Genomic DNA, 19,839 nt, shown 5'->3' with positions numbered 1-19,839 from the left:
CGTCATTCTACCGGCGCGGAGGCGGTGGCCAGCGCCTCGAGGAGAACGTCGACGCGCTCGTCCGTGTTCCGGAACGGGTCCTTCAGCAGCACAGTGCTCTTGGCGCCGCCGGCGATCTTGAGGTGGACCCAGTCGACCGTGAAGTCCTGCCGGGCCGCCAGCGCCGCGGTGACGAATCTGCCGCGCAGGTGGGCACGGGTGGTCTCCGGCGCCACCGCCTTGGCGCGCTCGATGCGCGCGTCGTCCACGACCGTCTGGGCGAGGCCGTCCCGGACCAGTTTTGGGAACAGCCCCCGCTCCGGGGAGACGTCGTGGTAGGCGAGTTCGAGTCGCGCCAGGCGGGGATCGTCCCACGCGCAGGAGAGGCGGTCGCGGTAGCGCTCGAGCAGGCGCCGCTTGATGGCCCAGTCGATCTCGGTGTCCACCAGCCCCGGGTCCTGATCCCGGACCGCGCGGATTCCGCGATCCCACAGGTCGAGGATCCTGTCCACCTCGGCCGTGGGCGTGATGACCGCGCCGAGCTGAGAGCGGACCGCGTCGAGGTACTCCTGCTGCACCTGCACCGCGGTGAGCCGGCGGCCGTCCGCGAGCTCGAAGGTCGCGGTGCCGCTCAGGTCGTGCGCCACGTCGCGGATCGCCTGCATCTCATTGGCGAGCGTCAGGTCCGGCAGCCGGACGTGCGCCTCCATGAGCCTCAAGAGCAGGTCGGTGGCGCCCATCTTGAGCAGCGTGGTGGTCTCGGACATGGACGAGTCGCCCACGATCACGTGCATGCGGCGATACAGCTCGGCATTCGCGTGGGGTTCGTCGCGGGTGTTGATCATGGGCCGGGACCTCGTGGTCGCCGAGCTCATGCCCTCCCACATGTGGTCGGCCCGCGGGGAGAAGCTGTAGGCGGCGCCCGCCTGGGTGCGCGTGATGGCGCCCGCCCCGGTCACGATCTGCCGCGTCACCAGGAAGGGCAGCAGCGCCGATGCGAAGGCTCGGAAGTCCGCGCGCCGCCTCACCAGGTAGTTCTCGTGGCATCCGTACGAGTTGCCGGCCGAATCGGTGTTGTTCTTGTACAGGTGGATCGTGCCCTCGACGCCCGCGTCGGCCAGCCGTCGCTCCCCGTCGGCGACGAGGTCGTGCACGATCCGCTCCCCCGCCTTGTCCGAGGCGATGAGGTCCGTCAGCGAGTCGCACTCGGCGGTCGCGTACTCCGGGTGCGCGCCCACGTCGATGTACAGGCGGGACGCGTTGGGCAGGAACACGTTGGACGAGCGCCCCCACTTGACCACCGAGTGAAACAGGTGGCCGGCGACCTCCTCGGGCGTGACGGCGCGAGCGTTCGGCGCGTCCAGGTGCAGTCCGAACTCGGTCTCCAGTCCGAAGATGCGGCGCTCGGCGGGAACCTCGAGCGGCGGCGGGACCTCGGCGGACACCCCGTCTGGGAACGCGGCCGCGGCTACTGCCCGCCCTTTTGCACGAAGGAGCGGACGAACTGCTCCGCGTTGGTCTGCAGCGAGCCGTCGATCTCGTCCAGGAGGCTGTCGACGGCGCTGGTGCTCTCCGCCTTGGCGGGAGCGGACGGCGGCGCCGGATCGGGCGCGTCGTCCTCGTAGGGCTGTCCGGAGGCATGGGTCTGAGGCATGACTCGATCCTATCCCCGCGCGAGCTCGTCGAGCATGGGGTGAGTGGTCGCGAACGGATCGTCCAGGTGGAGCACCTCGAGCTTGCCGTGGGCGTTCTCGCGGTCGAGCACGACCGATGCCCATCCCGCCGCGTCGACGAGCTGCGGATAGGTGCCCACGAACGCACCGCGCACCGCGGCGCGCGTCGATGCGGGGGGCGTGCGCATGGCCCGTTCCACCTCGGCTTCGTCCGCCAGGCGCGTGGCGGCGCCCGCATCGGCCAGTCGCCTCGCCCAGCCGTCGCCGAGCCGGCCCCACTGCAGGTCGAGCGCCGCGAGGCGCGCGTCCGACCAGGGCATCGGCACCGCGATGCCTTCCGTGTCGGGCTGCGCGTGCTTGTCGCGCAGCCTGCCCAGCAGCTGCAGCTTGGCGACCCATTCGACGTCCCGGGCGGCCTCGAAGATGTCGCGGCCGAGCGCGTCGAGCACGCTCTCCCAGCGCGCGATCACCTGGGCATCGTCGGCGTCGGCGACGTAGTCGCGGCAGATCTCGAGCAGCGCGCGCTGGATCTCCAGCGCGGTCGCGGACTCCCCCGAGGCCAAGGGCAGGGCGACGCCGAGCGACAGGTCGCGCGACACCGTGCGCACCGCGGCGACGGGCTCCGCGAGCAGCAGCGCCTCGAGCCGTTCGTCGTCCGCCTCGATCGCGGACAGCACCAGCGACGTCGCTCCCACCTTCAGGTACACGGGCACGTCGAAGCAGTTGGCGTCCCCCACGATCACGTGCAGGCGACGCCAGCGGCGACGGTCGGCGTGCGGCTCGTCGCGGGTGTTCACGATGGGGCGGCGCAGGGTGGTCTCGAGGCCGATCTCGGTCTCGATGTAGTCCGCGCGCTGGGAGATCTGGAACCCGGACTCCTCGCCCCGCTGGCCCAGTCCGACCCGTCCGGCTCCCACCACGATGGTCCGGGTCACCAGGTGGCTCGTGACGAGCTGAGCGAGCCGGTGAAAGTCGACGTCGCGCCTCACCAGGAAGTTCTCGTGCGTGCCGTAGCTCGCACCCTTGCCATCCACGTTGTTCTTGTACAGCGCGACCGTGGAGTCCTCCTCCTGCGCGTAGCGCGCGGCCGCCGCGAGGGCGATCGCGTCGCCGGCGCGATCCCACACCACGGCCTCGCGCGCGGTCGCCACCTCCGGCCCCGAGTACTCGGGGTGCGCGTGATCGACGTAGAAGCGCGCGCCATTGCCGAGCACCGCGTTCAGGTGGGCCGGATCCTCCCAGGTCCCGCGGCGCCGGCGCAGCGACACCAGGCCGTGCTGGGGGTTCCACTCGTGAGCGTCCGTCAGCATGTCGGCTCCGGCGGTCGCTCTGTCGCGCCGATGCCCGCGCTGGTCTTGCAGCGGATCCTCGCCTCCGTAGTCCCACGGGGCGCTGCGACCGTCCGCCCACAGCCGGCACGCGTTGACCAGGCGGGAGGACAGCAGAATGGGGTTGGCCGTCTCTCGCGCCGGATCCACGATCCCGTACTCGGTCTCGATTCCCGCGATGTGCACGCTCAGTCCTCGCGCAGCGAGCTCGAGGCGACCGCCTTGGCCTCGGCCAGTTCCTGCTCGCACGCCGCGTCCATGTGCTCTGCGGAGATGCCGCGATCGCCGCCGCCGATCACGGACTTGATCGCCCGCGTCTTCGCACGGTCAACGGCGTTGCGCACGAGTGCCCCGGACATGTACTTGCCGTTGGCGGGGTCCGCATAGAGGCGATCCACGCCGCGCTCGATCAGCGCCTCCACCGCGCGGTCGCGGTCGCCGCCGGCCGCGTCCACCGCCGAACCGGCGAGCGGCAGGTCGGTCGTGAGGTACTTGGAGAAGATGTCGCGAGCCGACACCGCGTCCGGCCTGCTGATCTCGATCTTCACGTCGAGCCGTCCGGGACGCAGGATCGCGGGGTCGAGCATGTCCTCGCGGTTCGAGGCGCCGATCACGATCACGTTCCCGAGCTGCTCGATGCCGTCGAGCTCCGTCAGCAGCTGCGGCACGATCGTCGTCTCCATGTCCGAGCTCACGCCGGAGCCGCGCGAGCGGAACAGCGCCTCCATCTCGTCGAAGAACACCACCACGGGTGAGCCCTCGGACGCCTTGGCCCGTGCGCGCTCGAAGATGGTGCGGATGTACCGCTCGGTCTCGCCCACGTACTTGTTGAGCAGCTCGGGGCCCTTGACGGACAGGAAGTACGAGCGGTCCGCTCCCACCGCATCGGCGAGGGAATGCGCGACCGCCTTCGCGATCAGGGTCTTCCCGCATCCGGGTGGGCCGTACAGCAGCAGCCCCCGCGGCGGGGTCAACGCGTGCTCGCGGTACAGGTCCGGGTGGCGCAGCGGCAGCTCGATCGCGTCGCGAATGCGCTCGATCTGCGCGGCGAGACCGCCGATCGACGCGTAGTCGACGTCCGGCACCTCCTCGAGCAGCAGGGCCTCGACGCCCGTGCGCTCGACGCGTTCCGTCGCGAAGCCGGTGCGCGGGTCGATGACGACCGTGTCCCCCTCGTGGAGCCGCTCGTAGGCGCTCCCACCCACGAGCACCACCACGCGCTCATCCTCTCCACGGGACACCACGAGTACCCTGTCGTCATCGAGGACCTCGCGCACGATCGCGGCCTGTCCCGAGCGCTCGGCGTCGGCGACCCCGACCACCACGCTCATGGCGTTCAGGAGCACCTCGTCACCGGCGGAGAGGTCCGGCCCCACCTCGGGAAGCATCGCGACGCGCATGCGGCGGCCGTTGCTCACCACGTCGGCCAACGACCCTTCGCGCTTCACGAACGTGGCGAAGGTGTGCGGCGGCTGCTGCGCCTCCGCGAGCTTGTCGCGCATCTCGCCCAGCGACTCCCGCGCGGCCTCCAGGAGACGCTGCAGCTCGGTGTTGCGCGCCTGCAGCGCGGCGATCTTGTCCTGTCCGTCGACGACCATCAGCGCCCTCCGTCCTCGGCGCCGGTGTCGGTGTCCGCACCGCCGCCGTTGTCGATGTCCTCGCCCGTGTCGAGGCCCACGCCCATCTCCACGTCGCGCGTGCGCTCGGCGTCGCGACGCACGCGGCGCACCTTCTTGTCGCTCACCGACCGTTCGCCCAGGTCCTCCGGCGTCCAGTCGGCGTCGGTGGGGTAGGCGCCCTTCGAGGGGCGCCGGGTCCGGATGGGCGCCGTCTGGCCAGGCGCCAGCCGGCGCGAGGTGATCAGGAACCCGGTGTGGCCGATCATGCGGTGATCGGGGCGCACGGCGAGGCCCTCGAGGTGCCACGTCCTCACCATCGACTCCCACGCCTGCGGCTCCGTGTAGCCGCCGTGAGAGCGCAGCTCCTCGGCGACCCGAGACAACTGCGTAGCCGTCGCGACGTAGGCGAGGAAGACGCCGCCCGGAGCCAGCGCATCGGCCGCCGCCTCGAGGTTCTCCCAGGGCGCGAGCATGTCGAGCACGACGCGGTCGACCGTGCCGGGCTCCAGCTCGCGCACGCGATCCGCGAAGTCGCCGATCTCCAGTCTCCACGCCGGGTGCGGGCCATGGAAGTGGCTCTCGACGTTCGCGCGGGCGATGTCGGCGAAGTCCTCGCGGCGCTCGACCGAGATCAGGCGACCGTGGTCGCCCACCGCGCGCAGCAGCGACATCGTGAGCGCGCCGGAACCCACCCCAGCCTCGACGACCGTGGCGCCGGGGTAGATGTCGGCCATCTGGATGATCTGCCCCGAGTCCTTGGGGTAGATCACCGCCGCACCGCGCGGCATCGACATCACGAAATCGCTCAGCAGCGGACGCAGCACCAGGTAGTCGTAGCCCGCGGTGTTGGTGACCACCACGCCCTCAGGGCGGCCGATGATCTCGTCGTGCTCGAACTGGCCGCGGTGGGTGTGGAACGTCTTCCCCGCCTCCAGCACGATCGTGTGGTGGCGGCCCTTCGCGTCGGTGAGCTGGATGCGGTCGCCTGCGCGGAGCGGGCCGCGACGCGCGTCGGCGCCTGCAGGAAGGGTGGGGGCAGTCATGCCTCCAGTCTAGGGCGCGCTATTAGAGCGCCTTCATGACGTCGCCCAGCCTCACGACTCCCACGATCCGCCCCTCCTCGGCGACCGTCCACACGTCCGTGCGGCCCCACCACTCCCGCAGCGCGGTCTCCAGATCCTCGCCCGTGAGCCCGGACGGGACCGCCGCGCCGCGCGGGAGCGGCATGGTGACGCTCTGCATGCTCGCGGTGGGCCGCTGCTCGGCCGGCACGGCGTCCGTGAGCGCCACCGGGAAGTGGCCGGCCGGGACTCCGTCGGAGGTGACCACCACGACCTCCTGGGCTGCCGCCGACTGCGCCTGCTCGCGAGCCGCGGCGACCGTCTCGTCGAACCGAACCGCCACCGCCGGCACCATGATGGTTCCCGCCGTCACTCCCTGGCGACGACCGAGCACCTGCGCGGTGCGCAGCGCGGCCGACGCGGCGGGCCAGAGGATCGCGAAGATGAGTCCCGCCCACGCGAGCTCGAACAGCCCGGGCGCCCTCCCCTGCGCGAGCGGATAGCCCAGCGCCACCAGCACGACGACGATCGCGATGACGCGTCCCGCCCAGGCGGCGACCCTGACGCCGCGGTACCTGTCCCCGGTCACGCCCCACACGACCGCCTCGAGCACTCTGCCCCCGTCCATGGGGATGCCCGGCAGGGCGTTGAACACCGCCAGGATCACGTTGGCGTAGACCAGGTAGCGGACGATGCCGGCCACAGTCAGGTCGCCCTCGAGCAGCGAGAACAGCGTGATGTCCAGCGCACCCGAGGCGAGCGCGACGCCGCCCAGCGCCGCCAACGCCACGTTGGCGAGCGGGCCCGCGAGCGCGGTGGCCCCGCTGACCATGGGCGTCATCGCTCGCGCGTCGAAGGTCGTGTGGCCGCCCCACAGGGTGAGGACCACCTCATGCACCTGCCGGCCGTAGGCGCGCGCCGCCGCGGCGTGGGCGATCTCGTGGACCAGCACGGATGCGAACAGCAGCAGCGCCAGCACCAGTCCGACGGTGAACGAGCGTCGGTCCAGATCCCCGCCGCCGTTCGTCGCGAACAGGAACGCCAGCAGCACGAGCATCAGCAGCGTGGACGGCTGGACGACGATCCGGCCTCCGAACGCACGGCCGAGGGACAGTCCCCGGGTGGGAGTGGGGGCGTCAGTCATGGCTCCACGGTAGTTGCTCGCCGCGGCGGGCCCGGCGCGACCGACCGTGTCGGTCGCCCCGCCTACCCTGGTGGGCATGGCCTCCGCCCCCGGCATCTCACCCTCGCGCGCATCAGACTTCCGCCAGTGCCCGCTGATGTTCCGCCTGCGCGTCGTGGACCGCATCCCCGAACCCCCGTCGCCCGCCGCGACGCTCGGGACGCTCGTGCACACGGTGCTCGAGCATCTCTACGACCTGCCGGCGATGGACCGCACCCCCAGCGCGGCCGCCGCCATGGTCGAGCCCGAGTGGCGCGCCATGCTCGACAAGGATCCCGAGCTCGCCGCGCTCCACGCGGATGCCACCGCGGAACGGATGTGGCTCGACGACGCTCGCGAACGGGTGGACCGCTACTTCAGGCTCGAGAACCCGCAGCGCCTCGAGCCCGCCGCCAGGGAGGAGTACGTCGAGCTCCAACTGGAGGATGGGCCGTCGCTGCGCGGGGTCATCGACCGCGTGGACGTCGCTCCGGACGGCTCGATCCGGATCGTGGACTACAAGTCGGGAAAGGCGCCACGCCCGCAGTACGGCCAGGCCGCGAAGTTCCAGATGCGGTTCTACGCGCTGCTGGTCGAGCGGCTGCGCGGGCGGCGGCCCGCGCTGCTGCAGCTGCTGTACCTGCGCGACGGGGGCACCGTGGTCATGCACCCCACGGCGCAGGACCTGGAGCAGGTCGAGCACGAGATTCGCGAACTGTGGGACGACATCCTGCACGCCGCACGGTCCGGGAGCTTTCGCCCGTCTCCCTCGAAGCTGTGCGGGTGGTGCAGCTTCCAGGCGTTGTGCCCCGAGTTCGACGGCGTGACTCCCCCGCTGGAGCCCGCCGCCGTGGAGCGCGCGTTCGGGGTCGCGCCGGGCGGGGCTCAGTCGCCGGCGGCGAGCTCGTCGATGTGACGTCCCGCGGCGATCTCGCGAAGGGTCTCCACGCTGACGCCATCCAGTGAGCGCACGCGCGACAGTCCCGGGCGTGGCTCGACCGGCACCAGACGCTCCACGGCGATGGTGTGGGCGCCCGACGCGAGAGCGGAGCCGATCCCGGCGGGCGAATCCTCGATCGCGACGCAGCGAGAGACGTCCACACCAAGGAGCGTGGCCGCCGTCAGGTATGCCTCCGGGTCGGGCTTGCCGCGCGCGACCTGGTCCCCGGTGACCACCGCGGCAAAGGCGTCGGGCACCTGCGCGAGGAACGCGTCCGCGAGCCGCGCGTAGGACATGGTCACCAGCGCGCAAGGGATGCCCGCCGCCAGCACCTTCTCCAGCAGCGACCGCGCGTCCGGCTGCCACGGGACGTGGCGGCGCACGCTCTGCGCGACCGCGGACACGAGGGTCGCGGCGATCTCATCGACCTCGAGCGCGACGCCCCGCTCCTGCAGGATCCGGCCGCTGTCGACGATGGGGCGCCCCACCAGCTCGAGCCCATCGGCGTGCGTCCAGTCGATGCCGAACCGCGCGGCGAGGGCCGTCTCGGCCCCGATCCAATCGGGCTCGGAGTCGATGAGCGTGCCGTCCATATCCCACAGGATCGCGGCCGGCAGGGGCGTATGTGCATTCACGTGGCATGAGTCTAGGCTGGCGTGATGGACATGGACCAGACCGACTCGGCGATCCCTGCCGACGAGACCGTCATGGTCGCGGCCTTCGAGGGCTGGAACGACGCCGGCTCGTCCGCTTCCGCCGCTCTCGACCACATCGCACAGACGTGGGGCTCGACCGAGCACACCACTCTCGATCCCGAGGAGTACCACGACTTCCAGGTCGCGCGCCCGTCGATCGCGCGCATGCCGTCGGGCGACCGCGTGGTGTCGTGGCCGGGCACCATCGTGTCGACGACCCCCGGGCCGCCGGAGGAGGCGGCACGGGTGGCGCTCGCACGCGGCATCGAGCCATCGATGAGGTGGAGGACCTTCTGCGCCGAGGTCCTCGATGCCGCCGAGGAGCTCGGCGTCACGACTCTCGTGACGTGCGGAGCGCTGCTGCTCGACGTTCCTCATACGCGGCCGCTGCCGACCTTCGTGACGAGCGACGACGAGGCGGCACGGGCACGCTACGGGCTCGAATCGTCCGAGTACGAGGGCCCCACCGGGATCGTGGGCGTGCTCGGGCACGAGGCCCAGCTGCGCGGGATCACGGTGCTGAGCCTGTGGGTCGGCGTGCCGCACTACATCGCACACCCGCCGAGCCCCAAGGCGACCGTGACGCTGCTGGGACAGCTCGAGCGACTGCTCGGCGCCCCGATCGACCTCGGCGACCTCCCCGACGAGGCGGAGGCCTGGCAGCGCGGCGCCGACGAGCTTACGGAGGACGACGAGGAGATCGCCGCGCACGTGGAGCAGCTCGAGTCGCTCATGGACGAGACCAGCCTGCCCGAGGCGTCGGGCGAGGCGATCGCCGAGGAGTTCGAGAAGTTCCTGCGCCGCCGAGACGGCGGGGGGCCCAAGCGGCCCGACTGATCGGCGTCCCGATTGATCAGCGCGTGAGGATCACTCCAGCGCGGGGATGACGCCAGCGACGACCAACACCACGATCGCAAGCGCGAGCGCGATGCGATACCAGACGAACGGCCAGTAGGTGTGGTGGGTGATGAGCCTCAGGAACCATACGATCACGACGTAGCCGACGGCGAAGGCGGCGATCGACGCGATGATGGTGTTGACGATGCCGGGACCGCCGACGGCCGTGAGCTCATCCGAGTTGGACAGTGCCTGGAACAGCCCCGATCCGAGCACGGCCGGGATCGCGAGCAGGAACGAGTAGCGCGCCGCGGCCTCTCGAGTGAGGCCCAGCAGGAGGCCCATCGAGATGGTGCCGCCCGAGCGCGACACGCCGGGGACGAGCGCCATGGCCTGCGCGAAGCCGAGCAGGATGGCGTCCTTGCCCCGGAGGGTGGTCAGCTCGCGCTTCTTCGCCCCCATCTTGTCGGCGAATCCCAGTACGAGCGCGAAGATCGCCAGCCCAGCGGCGGTGAGATACAGGTGTCGCAGTTGGTTCTCGATGAAGTCCTGGAACAGGAGTCCGAGGACCACGATCGGGATGGTGCCGATGATGACCCACCACCCCATGCGCGCATCGGCGTTGTGAGCGCCGAGCCGCGCCGCGCGGTCTGTCCCGTCCTTGCCCGCGAGCGCGCGGCCCCACGAGGACAGGATGCGCACGATGTCCTTCCAGAAGTACAGCAGCACCGCGGCCTCGGTGCCGATCTGAATGATCGCCGTGAATGCGGCTCCCGGGTCGCCCCCGCTGGGCAGCAGCGGACCCACCACACGCACGTGCGCGCTCGAGGAGATCGGCAGGAACTCCGTCAGTCCCTGCACCACGCCGAGAACAATCGCTTCCCACCAGTTCATGTCGGCAAGGCTAGCGTCAGCGCGTCGCGCCCACGGACGTCGCGCGTCGACGGGTAGCGTCGCGTGCATGCAGCGCAGACGGGTCGGCACGAGCGGTCTGACGGTGTCCTCGCTGGGCCTCGGCACCATGACGTGGAGCCGCGACACGAATCCGGACGAGGCCGGCGCTCAGCTCGACGCCTTCCTCGACGCCGGGGGCACTCTCGTCGACACGGCGGCCTCCTATGCCGGCGGCGGCGCCGAGTCGCTCATCGGCACGATGCTCGGCGGCACCATCTCCCGCTCCGACGTGCAGCTGTGCACCAAGGCGGGGATCCGGCGCACCGGCGATGGCGGCGTCATCGATGCCTCGCGCGACACGCTGCTCGACACTCTCGACGAGTCCCTCGCTCGCATGGGAACGGACCACGTGGACCTGTGGCTCGTGCACGCCTACGACCCGGTGGCGCCCGTCGAGGAGACGCTGCATGCGCTCGAGATCGCGGTGAACTCCGGGCGCGCGCGCTACGTGGGCGTCTCGAACTACCCCGGCTGGGCGACCGCGCAGATCTCCGCGCTCGCCTCCAGGCCCGCCATCACCGCCACGCAGGTCGAATACTCCCTGTTGCAGCGCGGGGTCGAGCGCGAGGTGCTTCCGGCGGCCGATGCGCTGGGCATGGGAGCGCTCGCGTGGTCGCCCCTCGGCAGGGGCGTCCTCACCGGAAAGTACCGCGAGGCCATCCCGGCCGATTCGCGGGCGGCCTCCGAGCATCTGGCGGGCTTCGTGTCGCCGTACCTGGACGACCGCGCCGCCGGCATCGTCGACGCGCTGCACACCGCCGCCCAAGGGCTGGACGAGCCGCCGCTCGCGGTCGCGCTCGCGTGGGTGCTGGGACGGCCAGGCATCAGCTCGGCGATCGTGGGGGCGCGGACCGCCGCACAGCTCACGCCCTCGTTGACGGCGTCCGCGCTCGACCTGCCCCCGACGATCGCCGATGCGCTCGACGAGGTCTCGGCCCCCGGCATCGGCTACCCCGAGCGCCGGTAGGGCGATGACGGTGCGGAGCGCGACGCGCTATCGCAGATCGAACTCGTCGATGTCGTCGTCCATGTCGTCGTCGTCCTCGACGGCGTGCGGGTCAAGGGGGTCGTCCCCGTCGCCCTCGCCCTCCGCCGACGGGTCGTCTTCGTCGTCGTACTCGTCGTCGCCCTCCGAGTCGTCGAGCACGATCGGGAGGGTCTCGCCGTACTCGGAGTCGAGCTTCTCCTCGTACCGCTCGAACTCCGTGGCGACCGCCTCGTACGCGTCGTCGACGGCGGCGTCCTCGTCGCCTCGTCGCATGGCCACCGCCTCGAGGTGCTCCTCAAGGGCGGCCATCAGCCGTCTCAGTGCCTCTGTCGCCTCTGCGCTCATGGTCACGACGGTACTCGCGGATCGTATTGAATGGGAGAGATGATGAAGGAAATCGCCCCCGACTCCGCCCACGTGGTCACGCCGTCGCGCGGCCGGGCTCCCGGTTCGAGTCGCGTCGAGTGGCGCGTGATCGACATCCCCCGCGGCGTGTCACGCTCGGACACGCGCTCCATGCTCACCGAGAAGGCCGAGTACGGGCGGTGGGAGCTCGCGCGCTCCCAGATCCTCTACGGGGGCGCTCGGCGGGTGTGGCTGCGCCGTCGCGTGATGCGCGTGCAGCGCACCGACGCCGCCTGACTCTCCCCCTGTCCGGCACTCAGCAGTCGCGCAGGAACCGCCCCAGCACCCTGGTGCCGAAGTGCAGGCTGTCGACGGGGATCCGCTCGTCGATCCCGTGGAACAGCGACGGGAAGTCGAGGTCCGGCGGGAGCTGCAGCGGAGCGAAGCCATAGCCGGTGATGCCCAGCGCGGCGAGGTGCTTGTTGTCGGTGCCGCCCATGAGCGAGTACGGGAGCACGGGCGCGCCGGGATCCTCGGACCCGAGCGCCGCGATCATCTTGTCGACCAGCGCCCCCTCGAAGGGCACCTCGAGACTGTTCTCCGTGATGTAGGGCTCGACCTTCACGTGGGTTCCGGCGAGCTCCTCGATCTGTCGAAGCGCCTGCTCCTGCTGTCCGTGCAGGTACCGGCTGTCGACGTAGCCCACGGCCGTGTCCGGAATCACGTTGGTCTTATACCCGGCCTCGAGCATGGTCGGATTCGACGTGTTGCGGACCGAGGCCTCGATCATGGGTGCCATGGCCCCCAGTCCCGCGACCAGTCGGTCGATGCACTCGGGAGTGGGCTCGTACTCGATCCCCTCGAGCTCGGCGACGCCCTGGAGCAGCCGCTCGGCCGTCGGTGTGAGCTCGACGGGCCACTCGTGAGCGCCGATGCGAGTGAGTGCGCCTGCGAGGTGGGCGACCGCGTTGTCACGGTGCACCAGCGATCCGTGGCCCTGCTTGCCGTGAGAGATCAGCTTGAGCCACTGGATGCCCTTCTCCGCCGTCTGGATCAGGTAGGCGCGCTGGCCGTTGATGTAGGCGCTGAACCCGCCGACCTCACTGATCGCCTCGGTGGCCCCGTGAAAGTCCTCCGGATGGTTCGCGACCATCCACTTCGCGCCGCGCGCGCCACCGTGCTCCTCGTCCGCGAAGAACGCGAGAACGATGTCGCGGGGCGGCTTGTCGCCGGCGTGGATCATGCTCGCGACCGTCGCGAGGATCATCGCGTCCATGTTCTTCATGTCGACCGCACCGCGGCCGTAGATCATGCCGTCCCGGATCTCTGCCGCGAACGGATCGACGGACCAGTCCTCCGCGAACGCGGGGACCACGTCCAGGTGCCCGTGCACGACCAGCGCGTCGCGATCGGGATCGGATCCCTCCCACAGGCACGTGACGCTCGCGCGCCCCGGCTCGGACTCCCGGATCACGGGATCGAGGCCCAGGTCCGAGAGGAACGCCGCCACGTACTCGGCGGCAGCACGTTCGCCTGGTCCCGGCTCGTCGCCGTAATTCGACGTATCGATGCGGATGAGGTCTTGGCAGATCTGGACGACGTCGACGGGTGCGTTCATGTCCTCAGGCTAGCCCCCGGACACGCCACCGCCCGCGTCGCCTCCTGCTCGTCGAAGAACAACGAGCGGGGCGCGCGGGCGGATCATCCGGTCACGACCGGATGTGCGGGCGGAAGTTGGTCAACCCCCCGAGAGGATGCCACCACCAGGACCGATCAACAGACCGACCACGAGCAGGATCGCACCCCACAGGAAATCCTTCTGAATAATTCGTACGATGCCCACGATGATGAGGACGACACCGATGATCCACAGAATGGTGCTCAACATGGCGGTCTCCTTTGATTCATGTCACTACTGCTTCTGACGCCATCGACAACCCCACGAAACGCCTGGACATTCCCGGATCGTGATCGTTTCGTGATCGGCGCCGGACCATGAGGCGAGAATCGGTGTTCAGGCGCGTTTATTCTCATTGTGGAGAACGACAAGAATGGGGTGCGGATCCCGTCGGAGCGCTCTCGGCAGGAACGACAAAGGGCCGGAAGCTTGTCGCTTCCGGCCCCGATGGTGTCCGAGAGGGGACTTGAACCCCTACGCCCTAATACGGGCACTAGCACCTCAAGCTAGCGCGTCTGCCATTTCCGCCACCCGGACAGGGTGTCTGAAGTGCCTCATCGGCCCTTCAGCGCGACGGCAATCGTAGCATGGGGCGCACCGCCGGTTGAAACGCTCCCGGACCATGCCGACCGGCGCTGTCACTGGAAGTCCCTGCTCTTGGCGGGCACCTTCAGCGACAGCGGGGAGATGTGCTCGGCGACCATGTTGGTCGCGCCGTCGGCCCTCTCGATGCGCCCACGGATCACCAGCGCCGCGGATCGCCTCGCCACCGCCTGGAAGCGCCGCCACACCCCCACCGAGCAGATGACGTTGAGAAAGCCGGTCTCGTCCTCGAGCGAAATGAAGGTCACCCCCTTGGCCGTGCCGGGGCGCTGACGATGAGTCACGACGCCGGCGACGGTGACCCGCCGCTCCGCCTCGTGTGCGAGCACGCCCGCCACCGTGAGCACGCCCTGCTCCGTCAGCCCGTCGCGCACGAACACCGTGGGGTAGCTGTCGGTCGAGACCCCCGAGGCCCAGACATCGGCGACGGCCTCTTCGACAGCGCTCATGCCCGGCAGCATGGGCGCGGTGACGTCGGTCGAGAGGTCGGGCAGCGTGTCGGGACCCTCGCGCGCCAGCGCGCCGGACGCCCACAGCCCCTCGCGCCGCGTCACGCCCAACGACTCGAGCGCACCGGCGGTCGCGAGCGCCTCCCACTGGGCGGTCGTCAGCCCCTTCTCGGGAGCCAGTCCCGACTCCCCCTTCACTCCCGCGGGCCGCACCCGCACGCGGCGCGCCATGTCCGTCACGGAGACGAAGGGCCCCGCGGCGCGCGCGTCGACGATCGCCTGTGCGGCGTCCTCGCCGAGACCGCGCACGGCCGCCAGTCCCATGCGCACCGCCAGGGTCCGGTCCACGTGCGTCAACACCGACATGTCCTCTCGCGCCTCGTCGGGAGTCGCGAACGCATCGTCGAGCCGCTCGACCCGAGCGAGAACCTCCGAGCGGCTCACGCACGGGCGCAGCACCACCTGTCCGTGCCTGCGGGCATCGGCGGTCAGCGACTGCGGACTGTAGAAGCCCATGGGCTGTGCCGCGAGCAGGCCCGCGTAGAACGCGGCGGGCTTGTGCACCTTGAGCCAGCTCGACGCGTACACCAGGTACGCGAACGAGAACGAGTGCGACTCCGGGAAGCCGAAGTCGGAGAAGGCCTTGAGCTTGTCGAAGATCTGATCGGCGACGTCAGCGGTGATTCCGCGTTCGTGGGCGCCCACCATGAAGCGTGCGCGCAGCGCCTCCATGCGCTCCGGCGACCGCTTGGAGCCCATCGCGCGGCGCAACTGGTCCGCGAGGGCACCGTCGAAGCCGGCGCAGTCCATCGCCATCTGCATCAGCTGCTCCTGAAACAGCGGCACCCCCAGGGTCTTGCCGAGCGACTTCTCCAGCAGCGGGTGGAGGAATGTCACGGGCTCCCGGCCCCGGGCGCGGCTGATGTACGGGTGCACCGACCCGCCCTGGATGGGGCCGGGGCGAATGAGCGCGACCTCGATCACGATGTCGTAGAAGCGGCGCGGCCGCAGCCGCGGCAGGGTCGCCATCTGTGCGCGCGACTCCACTTGGAACACCCCCACGGTGTCCGCGGCGCACAGCAGGTCGTATACCTCCGGGTCCTCTTGAGGGAGCGTATGCAGCCCGATCTCCTGGGATTCGACGTCGCGCACGAACCCGAACGCGTATCGCAGCGCCGAGAGCATGCCCAGCCCCAGCAGGTCGAACTTCACGAGCCCGGCATCGGCGCAGTCGTCCTTGTCCCACTGCAGCACCGTGCGCCCGGGCATGCGCGCCCACTCCACGGGACACACGTCGATGACTGGCCGGTCGCACAGCACCATGCCGCCCGGGTGGATGCCCAGATGTCGCGGCAGCCGCATGAACCGGTCCGCGAGGTCGAGCACCGGCTCCGGGATGTGGTCGAGGTCGTGCGTGGGCGCCGGCTCGGGCCACATCGCGTCGCGCTGCTTGGCGGCCCACTGCTCTTGGCTCTCGACCGGCACGCGCAGCGACCCCCACCGGTCGATGCTCTTGGACCACGCGTCCTGCTGTCCCACGTCGAAGCCGAGCGCCTTCGCGGCGTCGCGCACGGCCGAGCGCGGCCGGTACTGAATCACGTTCGCGACCATCGCGGCGTTGATGCGGCCGAACCTCTGAAAGACGTACTGGATGACCTCCTCGCGGCGATCCGACTCGATGTCCACGTCGATGTCGGGCGGCCCGTCGCGCTCGGGGGCGAGGAACCTCTCGAACAGCAGCCCGTGAGTGACGGCGTCGACCGCGGTCACGCCGAGCGCGAAGCACACGGCAGAATTCGCCGCCGAGCCGCGCCCCTGACACAGGATGTCCTGATCCCGGCAGAAGCTCACGATGTCGTGGACGATCAGGAAGTAGCCGGGGAAGTCGAGCGCCTCGATCACGTTCAACTCGTGCTCGATCTGCCTCCACGCGCCCGGCACCCGCTCGTCGTGAGGAGGTCCGTACCGGGCGTGAGCGCCGCGGAGCACCAGCTCGCGCAGCCACGAGGCCTCGGTGTGCCCCTGCGGCACCGGGTACGGCGGCAGATTGGGCGCCACGAGGTTCAGGTCGAAGGCGCATTCGGCGGCCAGCCGCGCGGCCGTCGTGACGGCCTGGGGATGACGCCGATGCCGGTGCAGCATTTCTGCCGCCGAGCGCAGGTGCCCTCCCGCACTTCCGGGCAGCCATCCGTCCATGTCGTCCAGGGAGGACCGCGCGCGCACCGCCGCGAGCGATCCCGCGAGGTCCGCGTCTCGCGGCCGCGCGTAGTGCGCGTTCGAGGTGGCGACCAGCGGCAGTGAGGCGTCGAAGGCCAAGTCGGCCAGGGCGGCGTTGCGCTCCGAGTCGAAGGGATCGCCGGTGTCCGTGAGCTCGACCGCCACGTTGTCGCGGCCGAACAGCGCCGTCAGCCTGTCGAGCTCCCGGCGCGCCGCGGCGAACCCCGCAGGAGTGACGCCACCGGAGAGCGCATTCGCCCCCGCGACCCCCACCCCGGACAGCGCGCGCCGCACGCTGCCCTTGCGGCAGCCCGTGAGGATCAGGAACTGCCCCGCGCCCGTCTCAGCCAGGTCCTCGAGCGTGTAGCGCGCCAGCCCCTTCTCCCCCGTCGCCAGGTGCGCCATGCCGATCGCGTGCGACAGCCGCGAGTACCCCTCGGGCCCGCGCGCCAACGCGAGCAGGTGGCTGCCGCGCGGGTCGGGCACCCCTGTGGGCGGGTCCAGCACGGGTGGGCCGCCGGGAGTCTCGGGCGCTCCCATGTGCAGCTCCGCGCCGAAGACCGTGGGCAGGTCGATCGCGCGGGCCGCGTTCGCGAACCTCACCGCTCCGTAGAGGCCGTCGTGGTCGGTGATCGCGAGCGCGCTGAGCCCCAGCCGCCCGGCCTCGGCGGCCATCTCCTCGGGGTGGCTGGCTCCGTCCAGGAAGCTGAAGGCGCTGTGGGCGTGCAGCTCCGCATATTCGACACAGTCAGTCATCGGGCACCGTCAGTCATAGACCGCCTCCAGCACCCATTCCCCTGCGGTGAAGGACGCCAGCACCGCCTGACCCGGGCTGCCGTCCGGCCGCCTCAACGCGATCTGCAGGCATGCGCGGCGCGAGGAGTCGGGGGACCACCACCGCTCGACCACGGGCCACGGTCCCGCCCACGCCTCGACCGGCTGCGCCAGCCCCCACGACGGCCCGTCCTCGCCACGGCCCACGTGACCGGAGGAGGGATGACGCCGGGCCGCGGCCGCGCGCTCGTCCCGTGGGTCCACCTGCAGTCGCACCCACGTGGGGGGCGCGCTCATCGCGAGCCGTCGGTCGATCCGCACGGGCGCTCCCCCGGCGTCCAGCACCTGCAGCGGCTCCGGCAGCGGCAGCACGGTCGCGGGCGCGGGGTCGGGAATGCGTCCCGGCCACGGGTGTTCGATGCGGCGAGCGGGCGTGACTTCTTGGCCCCACGGCAGCGCCAGCACCCGGTCCCGCGGGGACCTGCCGCCCTGCTCACGAACGGCGATCACGGCATCGGCCCCCAGCAGCGACTGCACCCGCTCGAGGGTGCGCTGGGCACGCGAGTCCGCGCCCGACACTCCTCCCCACAGATACGCCTGCTCGCTGCCGAGCGGCACCACGTCCTCGGCCGTCAGCCCCAAAGAGGTCAGCGGTGCGGGCTCGGGTCCCGTCGAGGTGTCCGACAGCCACCCCTCGAGCTGCCACCGCACCCGGTCCGTCATGTGCTGGGAGAACGCACCCGAGCGTGAGCCCACGTCGGTGCGCCACACCCGCTCAAGCGCATCCCCCCGCTCGGTGGTCGCCGAGATGCGCACCTTGCCGCATCTGACCCCCGCGTCTCTCAGGGCGGCGTCCAGCTGCTGGGCGATGTGACCGGCGACGAGGGCGAGCTGCTCCACGCGCTCCGCCGGCTCCTCGAAGGCGTAGGAGACGGCGATGTCCTCCTCGGAGCGGCGCAGCACCGGCGGGCGCACGTCCTCCCCACGGCCGATCCGGTGGGCCCACCTCCCCACGGGGCCGAACCGCGCGAGCACATCGCCCGCCGGCAGCGACGTGAAGTCGGACACCGAGGTGAGGCCGAGCCGCACCAGCACCCCCACGAGGTCCTCGACCTGCTCGCGCTGGCGCCGCTCCATGGCAGCCAGCGGCAGCACTCCCACGGGGGCGTCCGCCAGATACTCGCGCGACGTGCCAGGCGGCACCAGTTCGGAGGCGCGCGCAGCGAGGATGGCGGCGAGCAGCCCATCCGCGGCGCCCACGGCGCTCTCGCAGCCCGCGAGTTCCGCAACGGAGCCCACCAGCGCCTCCGCGAGCGCGGCCTCGGAGCCATGAAAGCGGGCGGCGCCGTCGGCCGGGATCATCAGCAGCCCCGGCCGCGAGATCTCCACGCCGGACACCACGTCCTCGGCCGCCGCCGCCACGGTCTCGAACACGCGCGAGTCCCGGCCCTCGTCGTGAGGCAGGATCACCAGGTCGGGGCACGCCCGTTGCGCGAGCCGCTTGCGCATGCCGCGCCTGACGCCCGCCGCCCGTGCCGCCGCCGAGACCGCCATCATGCCGCGGCCGTGCAGCACCGCCGCCGGGACGTCCGCACCGATCCCCGCCTGAGACATCGCGGCGACCACCGGCCAGTCCGGCACCCACAGCACCGCCCTGCGCACCGTCGCCACCGGACCCGACCGCGTCGAATCAGGCTGTGCCGCACCAGGCCGCGCCGAAGCACCCGACCCAGCCCGCGCATCGGCCCGCGGGGCGCCGTCGCCTGCCGCGCGTCGCGACACCATCTCGCTCATGCGACCTCCCCGTTTGTATTGACGCGGTCCACATCTACCCGGGCGCCCGGGCGCGCGAACCGCAGTCCGGGGGCGGCGTCGATGGTGAGGCGCACGCGCCGCAGCGGCCCCTGCCGGCGACCGCCGACCGCGACGGTGAGCTCACGCTCGATGAGCCTGCCGTCGCCCGCGCCCAGCCCGTCCCACGAGGAGCGTTCGACCGTGAGCGTCACGTGCGCGCCCGGCCACTGCCCCGCGGCCACGATCAGCCCGCCGCGCTCCTTGGCGCGCGAGGCCAGCCGGCGGCGATCGGCGTCGGACAGCGCGAGCCGTTCCCCCAGCAGCACCACGTCCATCCCATCCACACAGGCGCCCGCGGCCTGCGCCGCCTGCGCCCCGGGATGAGGAATGAGGGCGAATCTCTCGAGGGCGATGCCGCGCCGGGCCGCCGCCACCACCCCCACGGTGGGCATGCCGATCGCCGCGGTCCAGGACCCGGCCGCCGACGCCTGCGCAGCGAGCATCAGCATCAGCGAGGTGGCTCCCGTCACGGAGATCACCTGGCCGCGACCGAGCCCCTCCGGCAGCAGCGGCTCGAGCTCGGGGGCGAGCGGCAGCGCCGGCCTGTCCTCCGCGGGCCGTCCCGCGCCGATGCGCGCCTCGACGCCCTTGAGCGCCGCACGCGCGCGGCTCAGCCGCTGCTGCTGCGAGGCATCCGGGTCAGTCTCGGTCGACATGGCGCTCCTGCGATCACCGCGAGAAGT

Annotated in this window: 18 protein-coding genes and 1 tRNA gene; 4 read left to right on the top strand and 15 right to left on the bottom strand. The window is 71.1% G+C overall.

The annotated features are described in order from the left end of the window. Positions 1-2: 2 nt before the first annotated feature. The 6 genes from pafA to ACNI14_RS08260 are packed head-to-tail and all read right to left on the bottom strand — an operon-like array spanning position 3 to position 6,804. On the bottom strand, positions 3-1,424 hold the full coding sequence (gene pafA, locus ACNI14_RS08285) for a Pup--protein ligase (protein WP_420519523.1): 1,422 nt from the start codon (positions 1,422-1,424) through the stop codon (positions 3-5). A gap of 23 nt (positions 1,425-1,447) precedes the next feature. Then, positions 1,448-1,633, bottom strand: a complete 186-nt coding sequence (locus ACNI14_RS08280) for a ubiquitin-like protein Pup (RefSeq protein ID WP_420519522.1) — start codon at positions 1,631-1,633, stop codon at positions 1,448-1,450. A gap of 9 nt (positions 1,634-1,642) precedes the next feature. Next, positions 1,643-3,166 (bottom strand): depupylase/deamidase Dop, encoded by a 1,524-nt coding sequence (dop, locus tag ACNI14_RS08275; protein ID WP_420519521.1) that lies wholly within the window; start codon positions 3,164-3,166, stop codon positions 1,643-1,645. A gap of 2 nt (positions 3,167-3,168) precedes the next feature. Further along, positions 3,169-4,578: a proteasome ATPase gene (arc, locus tag ACNI14_RS08270; protein WP_420519520.1), complete on the bottom strand. Its 1,410-nt coding sequence runs from the start codon at positions 4,576-4,578 to the stop codon at positions 3,169-3,171. After that, complete coding sequence (locus tag ACNI14_RS08265) at positions 4,578-5,642, bottom strand: tRNA (adenine-N1)-methyltransferase (RefSeq protein WP_420519519.1); 1,065 nt, start codon at positions 5,640-5,642, stop codon at positions 4,578-4,580. The genes arc and ACNI14_RS08265 overlap by 1 nt, the downstream gene beginning before the upstream one ends. 22 nt (positions 5,643-5,664) lie before the next feature. Further along, complete coding sequence (locus ACNI14_RS08260) at positions 5,665-6,804, bottom strand: site-2 protease family protein (protein ID WP_420519518.1); 1,140 nt, start codon at positions 6,802-6,804, stop codon at positions 5,665-5,667. A 76-nt stretch (positions 6,805-6,880) separates the two neighbouring features. Here ACNI14_RS08260 and ACNI14_RS08255 point away from each other — a divergent pair, with 76 nt between their 5' ends. Then, entirely contained in the window at positions 6,881-7,738 is an 858-nt protein-coding gene (locus ACNI14_RS08255) for a RecB family exonuclease (RefSeq protein WP_420519517.1), read from the top strand. Here ACNI14_RS08255 and ACNI14_RS08250 read toward each other — a convergent pair. After that, on the bottom strand, positions 7,708-8,397 hold the full coding sequence (locus ACNI14_RS08250) for an HAD family hydrolase (RefSeq protein ID WP_420519516.1): 690 nt from the start codon (positions 8,395-8,397) through the stop codon (positions 7,708-7,710). The genes ACNI14_RS08255 and ACNI14_RS08250 overlap by 31 nt on opposite strands. 24 nt (positions 8,398-8,421) lie before the next feature. Here ACNI14_RS08250 and ACNI14_RS08245 point away from each other — a divergent pair, with 24 nt between their 5' ends. Then, the gene (locus ACNI14_RS08245) at positions 8,422-9,294 is read left to right on the top strand and encodes a PAC2 family protein (RefSeq protein ID WP_420519515.1); all 873 of its coding nucleotides are present in this window, start codon (positions 8,422-8,424) and stop codon (positions 9,292-9,294) included. A 30-nt stretch (positions 9,295-9,324) separates the two neighbouring features. Here the strand turns inward: ACNI14_RS08245 and ACNI14_RS08240 are convergent, their stop codons facing one another. Next, complete coding sequence (locus ACNI14_RS08240; protein ID WP_420519514.1) at positions 9,325-10,188, bottom strand: undecaprenyl-diphosphate phosphatase; 864 nt, start codon at positions 10,186-10,188, stop codon at positions 9,325-9,327. Between the two features lie 67 nt (positions 10,189-10,255). Between ACNI14_RS08240 and ACNI14_RS08235 the strand changes: the two genes are divergently transcribed. Beyond that, positions 10,256-11,215, top strand: coding sequence for an aldo/keto reductase (locus ACNI14_RS08235; RefSeq protein WP_420519513.1), 960 nt, complete (start codon positions 10,256-10,258; stop codon positions 11,213-11,215). 27 nt (positions 11,216-11,242) lie between these two features. On the opposite strand, the gene ACNI14_RS08230 is transcribed toward ACNI14_RS08235, so the two are convergent. Next, positions 11,243-11,581 (bottom strand): primosomal protein, encoded by a 339-nt coding sequence (locus tag ACNI14_RS08230; RefSeq protein WP_420519512.1) that lies wholly within the window; start codon positions 11,579-11,581, stop codon positions 11,243-11,245. Positions 11,582-11,620: 39 nt separating this feature from the next. Between ACNI14_RS08230 and ACNI14_RS08225 the strand changes: the two genes are divergently transcribed. Further along, positions 11,621-11,878, top strand: coding sequence for a DUF5703 family protein (locus ACNI14_RS08225; RefSeq protein WP_420519511.1), 258 nt, complete (start codon positions 11,621-11,623; stop codon positions 11,876-11,878). A gap of 19 nt (positions 11,879-11,897) precedes the next feature. Here ACNI14_RS08225 and ACNI14_RS08220 read toward each other — a convergent pair whose 3' ends face one another. The 6 genes from ACNI14_RS08220 to imuA' form a co-directional block, all read right to left on the bottom strand. Then, on the bottom strand, positions 11,898-13,199 hold the full coding sequence (locus ACNI14_RS08220; protein ID WP_420519510.1) for a M20/M25/M40 family metallo-hydrolase: 1,302 nt from the start codon (positions 13,197-13,199) through the stop codon (positions 11,898-11,900). Between the two features lie 120 nt (positions 13,200-13,319). Continuing rightward, on the bottom strand, positions 13,320-13,469 hold the full coding sequence (locus ACNI14_RS08215) for a GPGG-motif small membrane protein (protein ID WP_420519509.1): 150 nt from the start codon (positions 13,467-13,469) through the stop codon (positions 13,320-13,322). A gap of 238 nt (positions 13,470-13,707) precedes the next feature. Next, positions 13,708-13,796, bottom strand: a tRNA-Leu gene (locus tag ACNI14_RS08210). A gap of 101 nt (positions 13,797-13,897) precedes the next feature. Next, entirely contained in the window at positions 13,898-17,284 is a 3,387-nt protein-coding gene (locus ACNI14_RS08205; protein WP_420519508.1) for an error-prone DNA polymerase, read from the bottom strand. A gap of 9 nt (positions 17,285-17,293) precedes the next feature. Beyond that, the gene (locus ACNI14_RS08200; protein WP_420519507.1) at positions 17,294-19,096 is read right to left on the bottom strand and encodes a Y-family DNA polymerase; all 1,803 of its coding nucleotides are present in this window, start codon (positions 19,094-19,096) and stop codon (positions 17,294-17,296) included. Further along, positions 19,093-19,812, bottom strand: a complete 720-nt coding sequence (gene imuA' / locus ACNI14_RS08195) for a DnaE2-dependent mutagenesis accessory factor ImuA' (protein WP_420519506.1) — start codon at positions 19,810-19,812, stop codon at positions 19,093-19,095. The genes ACNI14_RS08200 and imuA' overlap by 4 nt, the downstream gene beginning before the upstream one ends. Between the last annotated feature and the right edge of the window lie 27 nt (positions 19,813-19,839).

Source organism: Demequina pilifera, from assembly GCF_048814985.1.
Lineage (GTDB): Bacteria > Actinomycetota > Actinomycetes > Actinomycetales > Demequinaceae > Demequina.
This window is presented reverse-complemented; position numbering and strand designations above follow the sequence as displayed.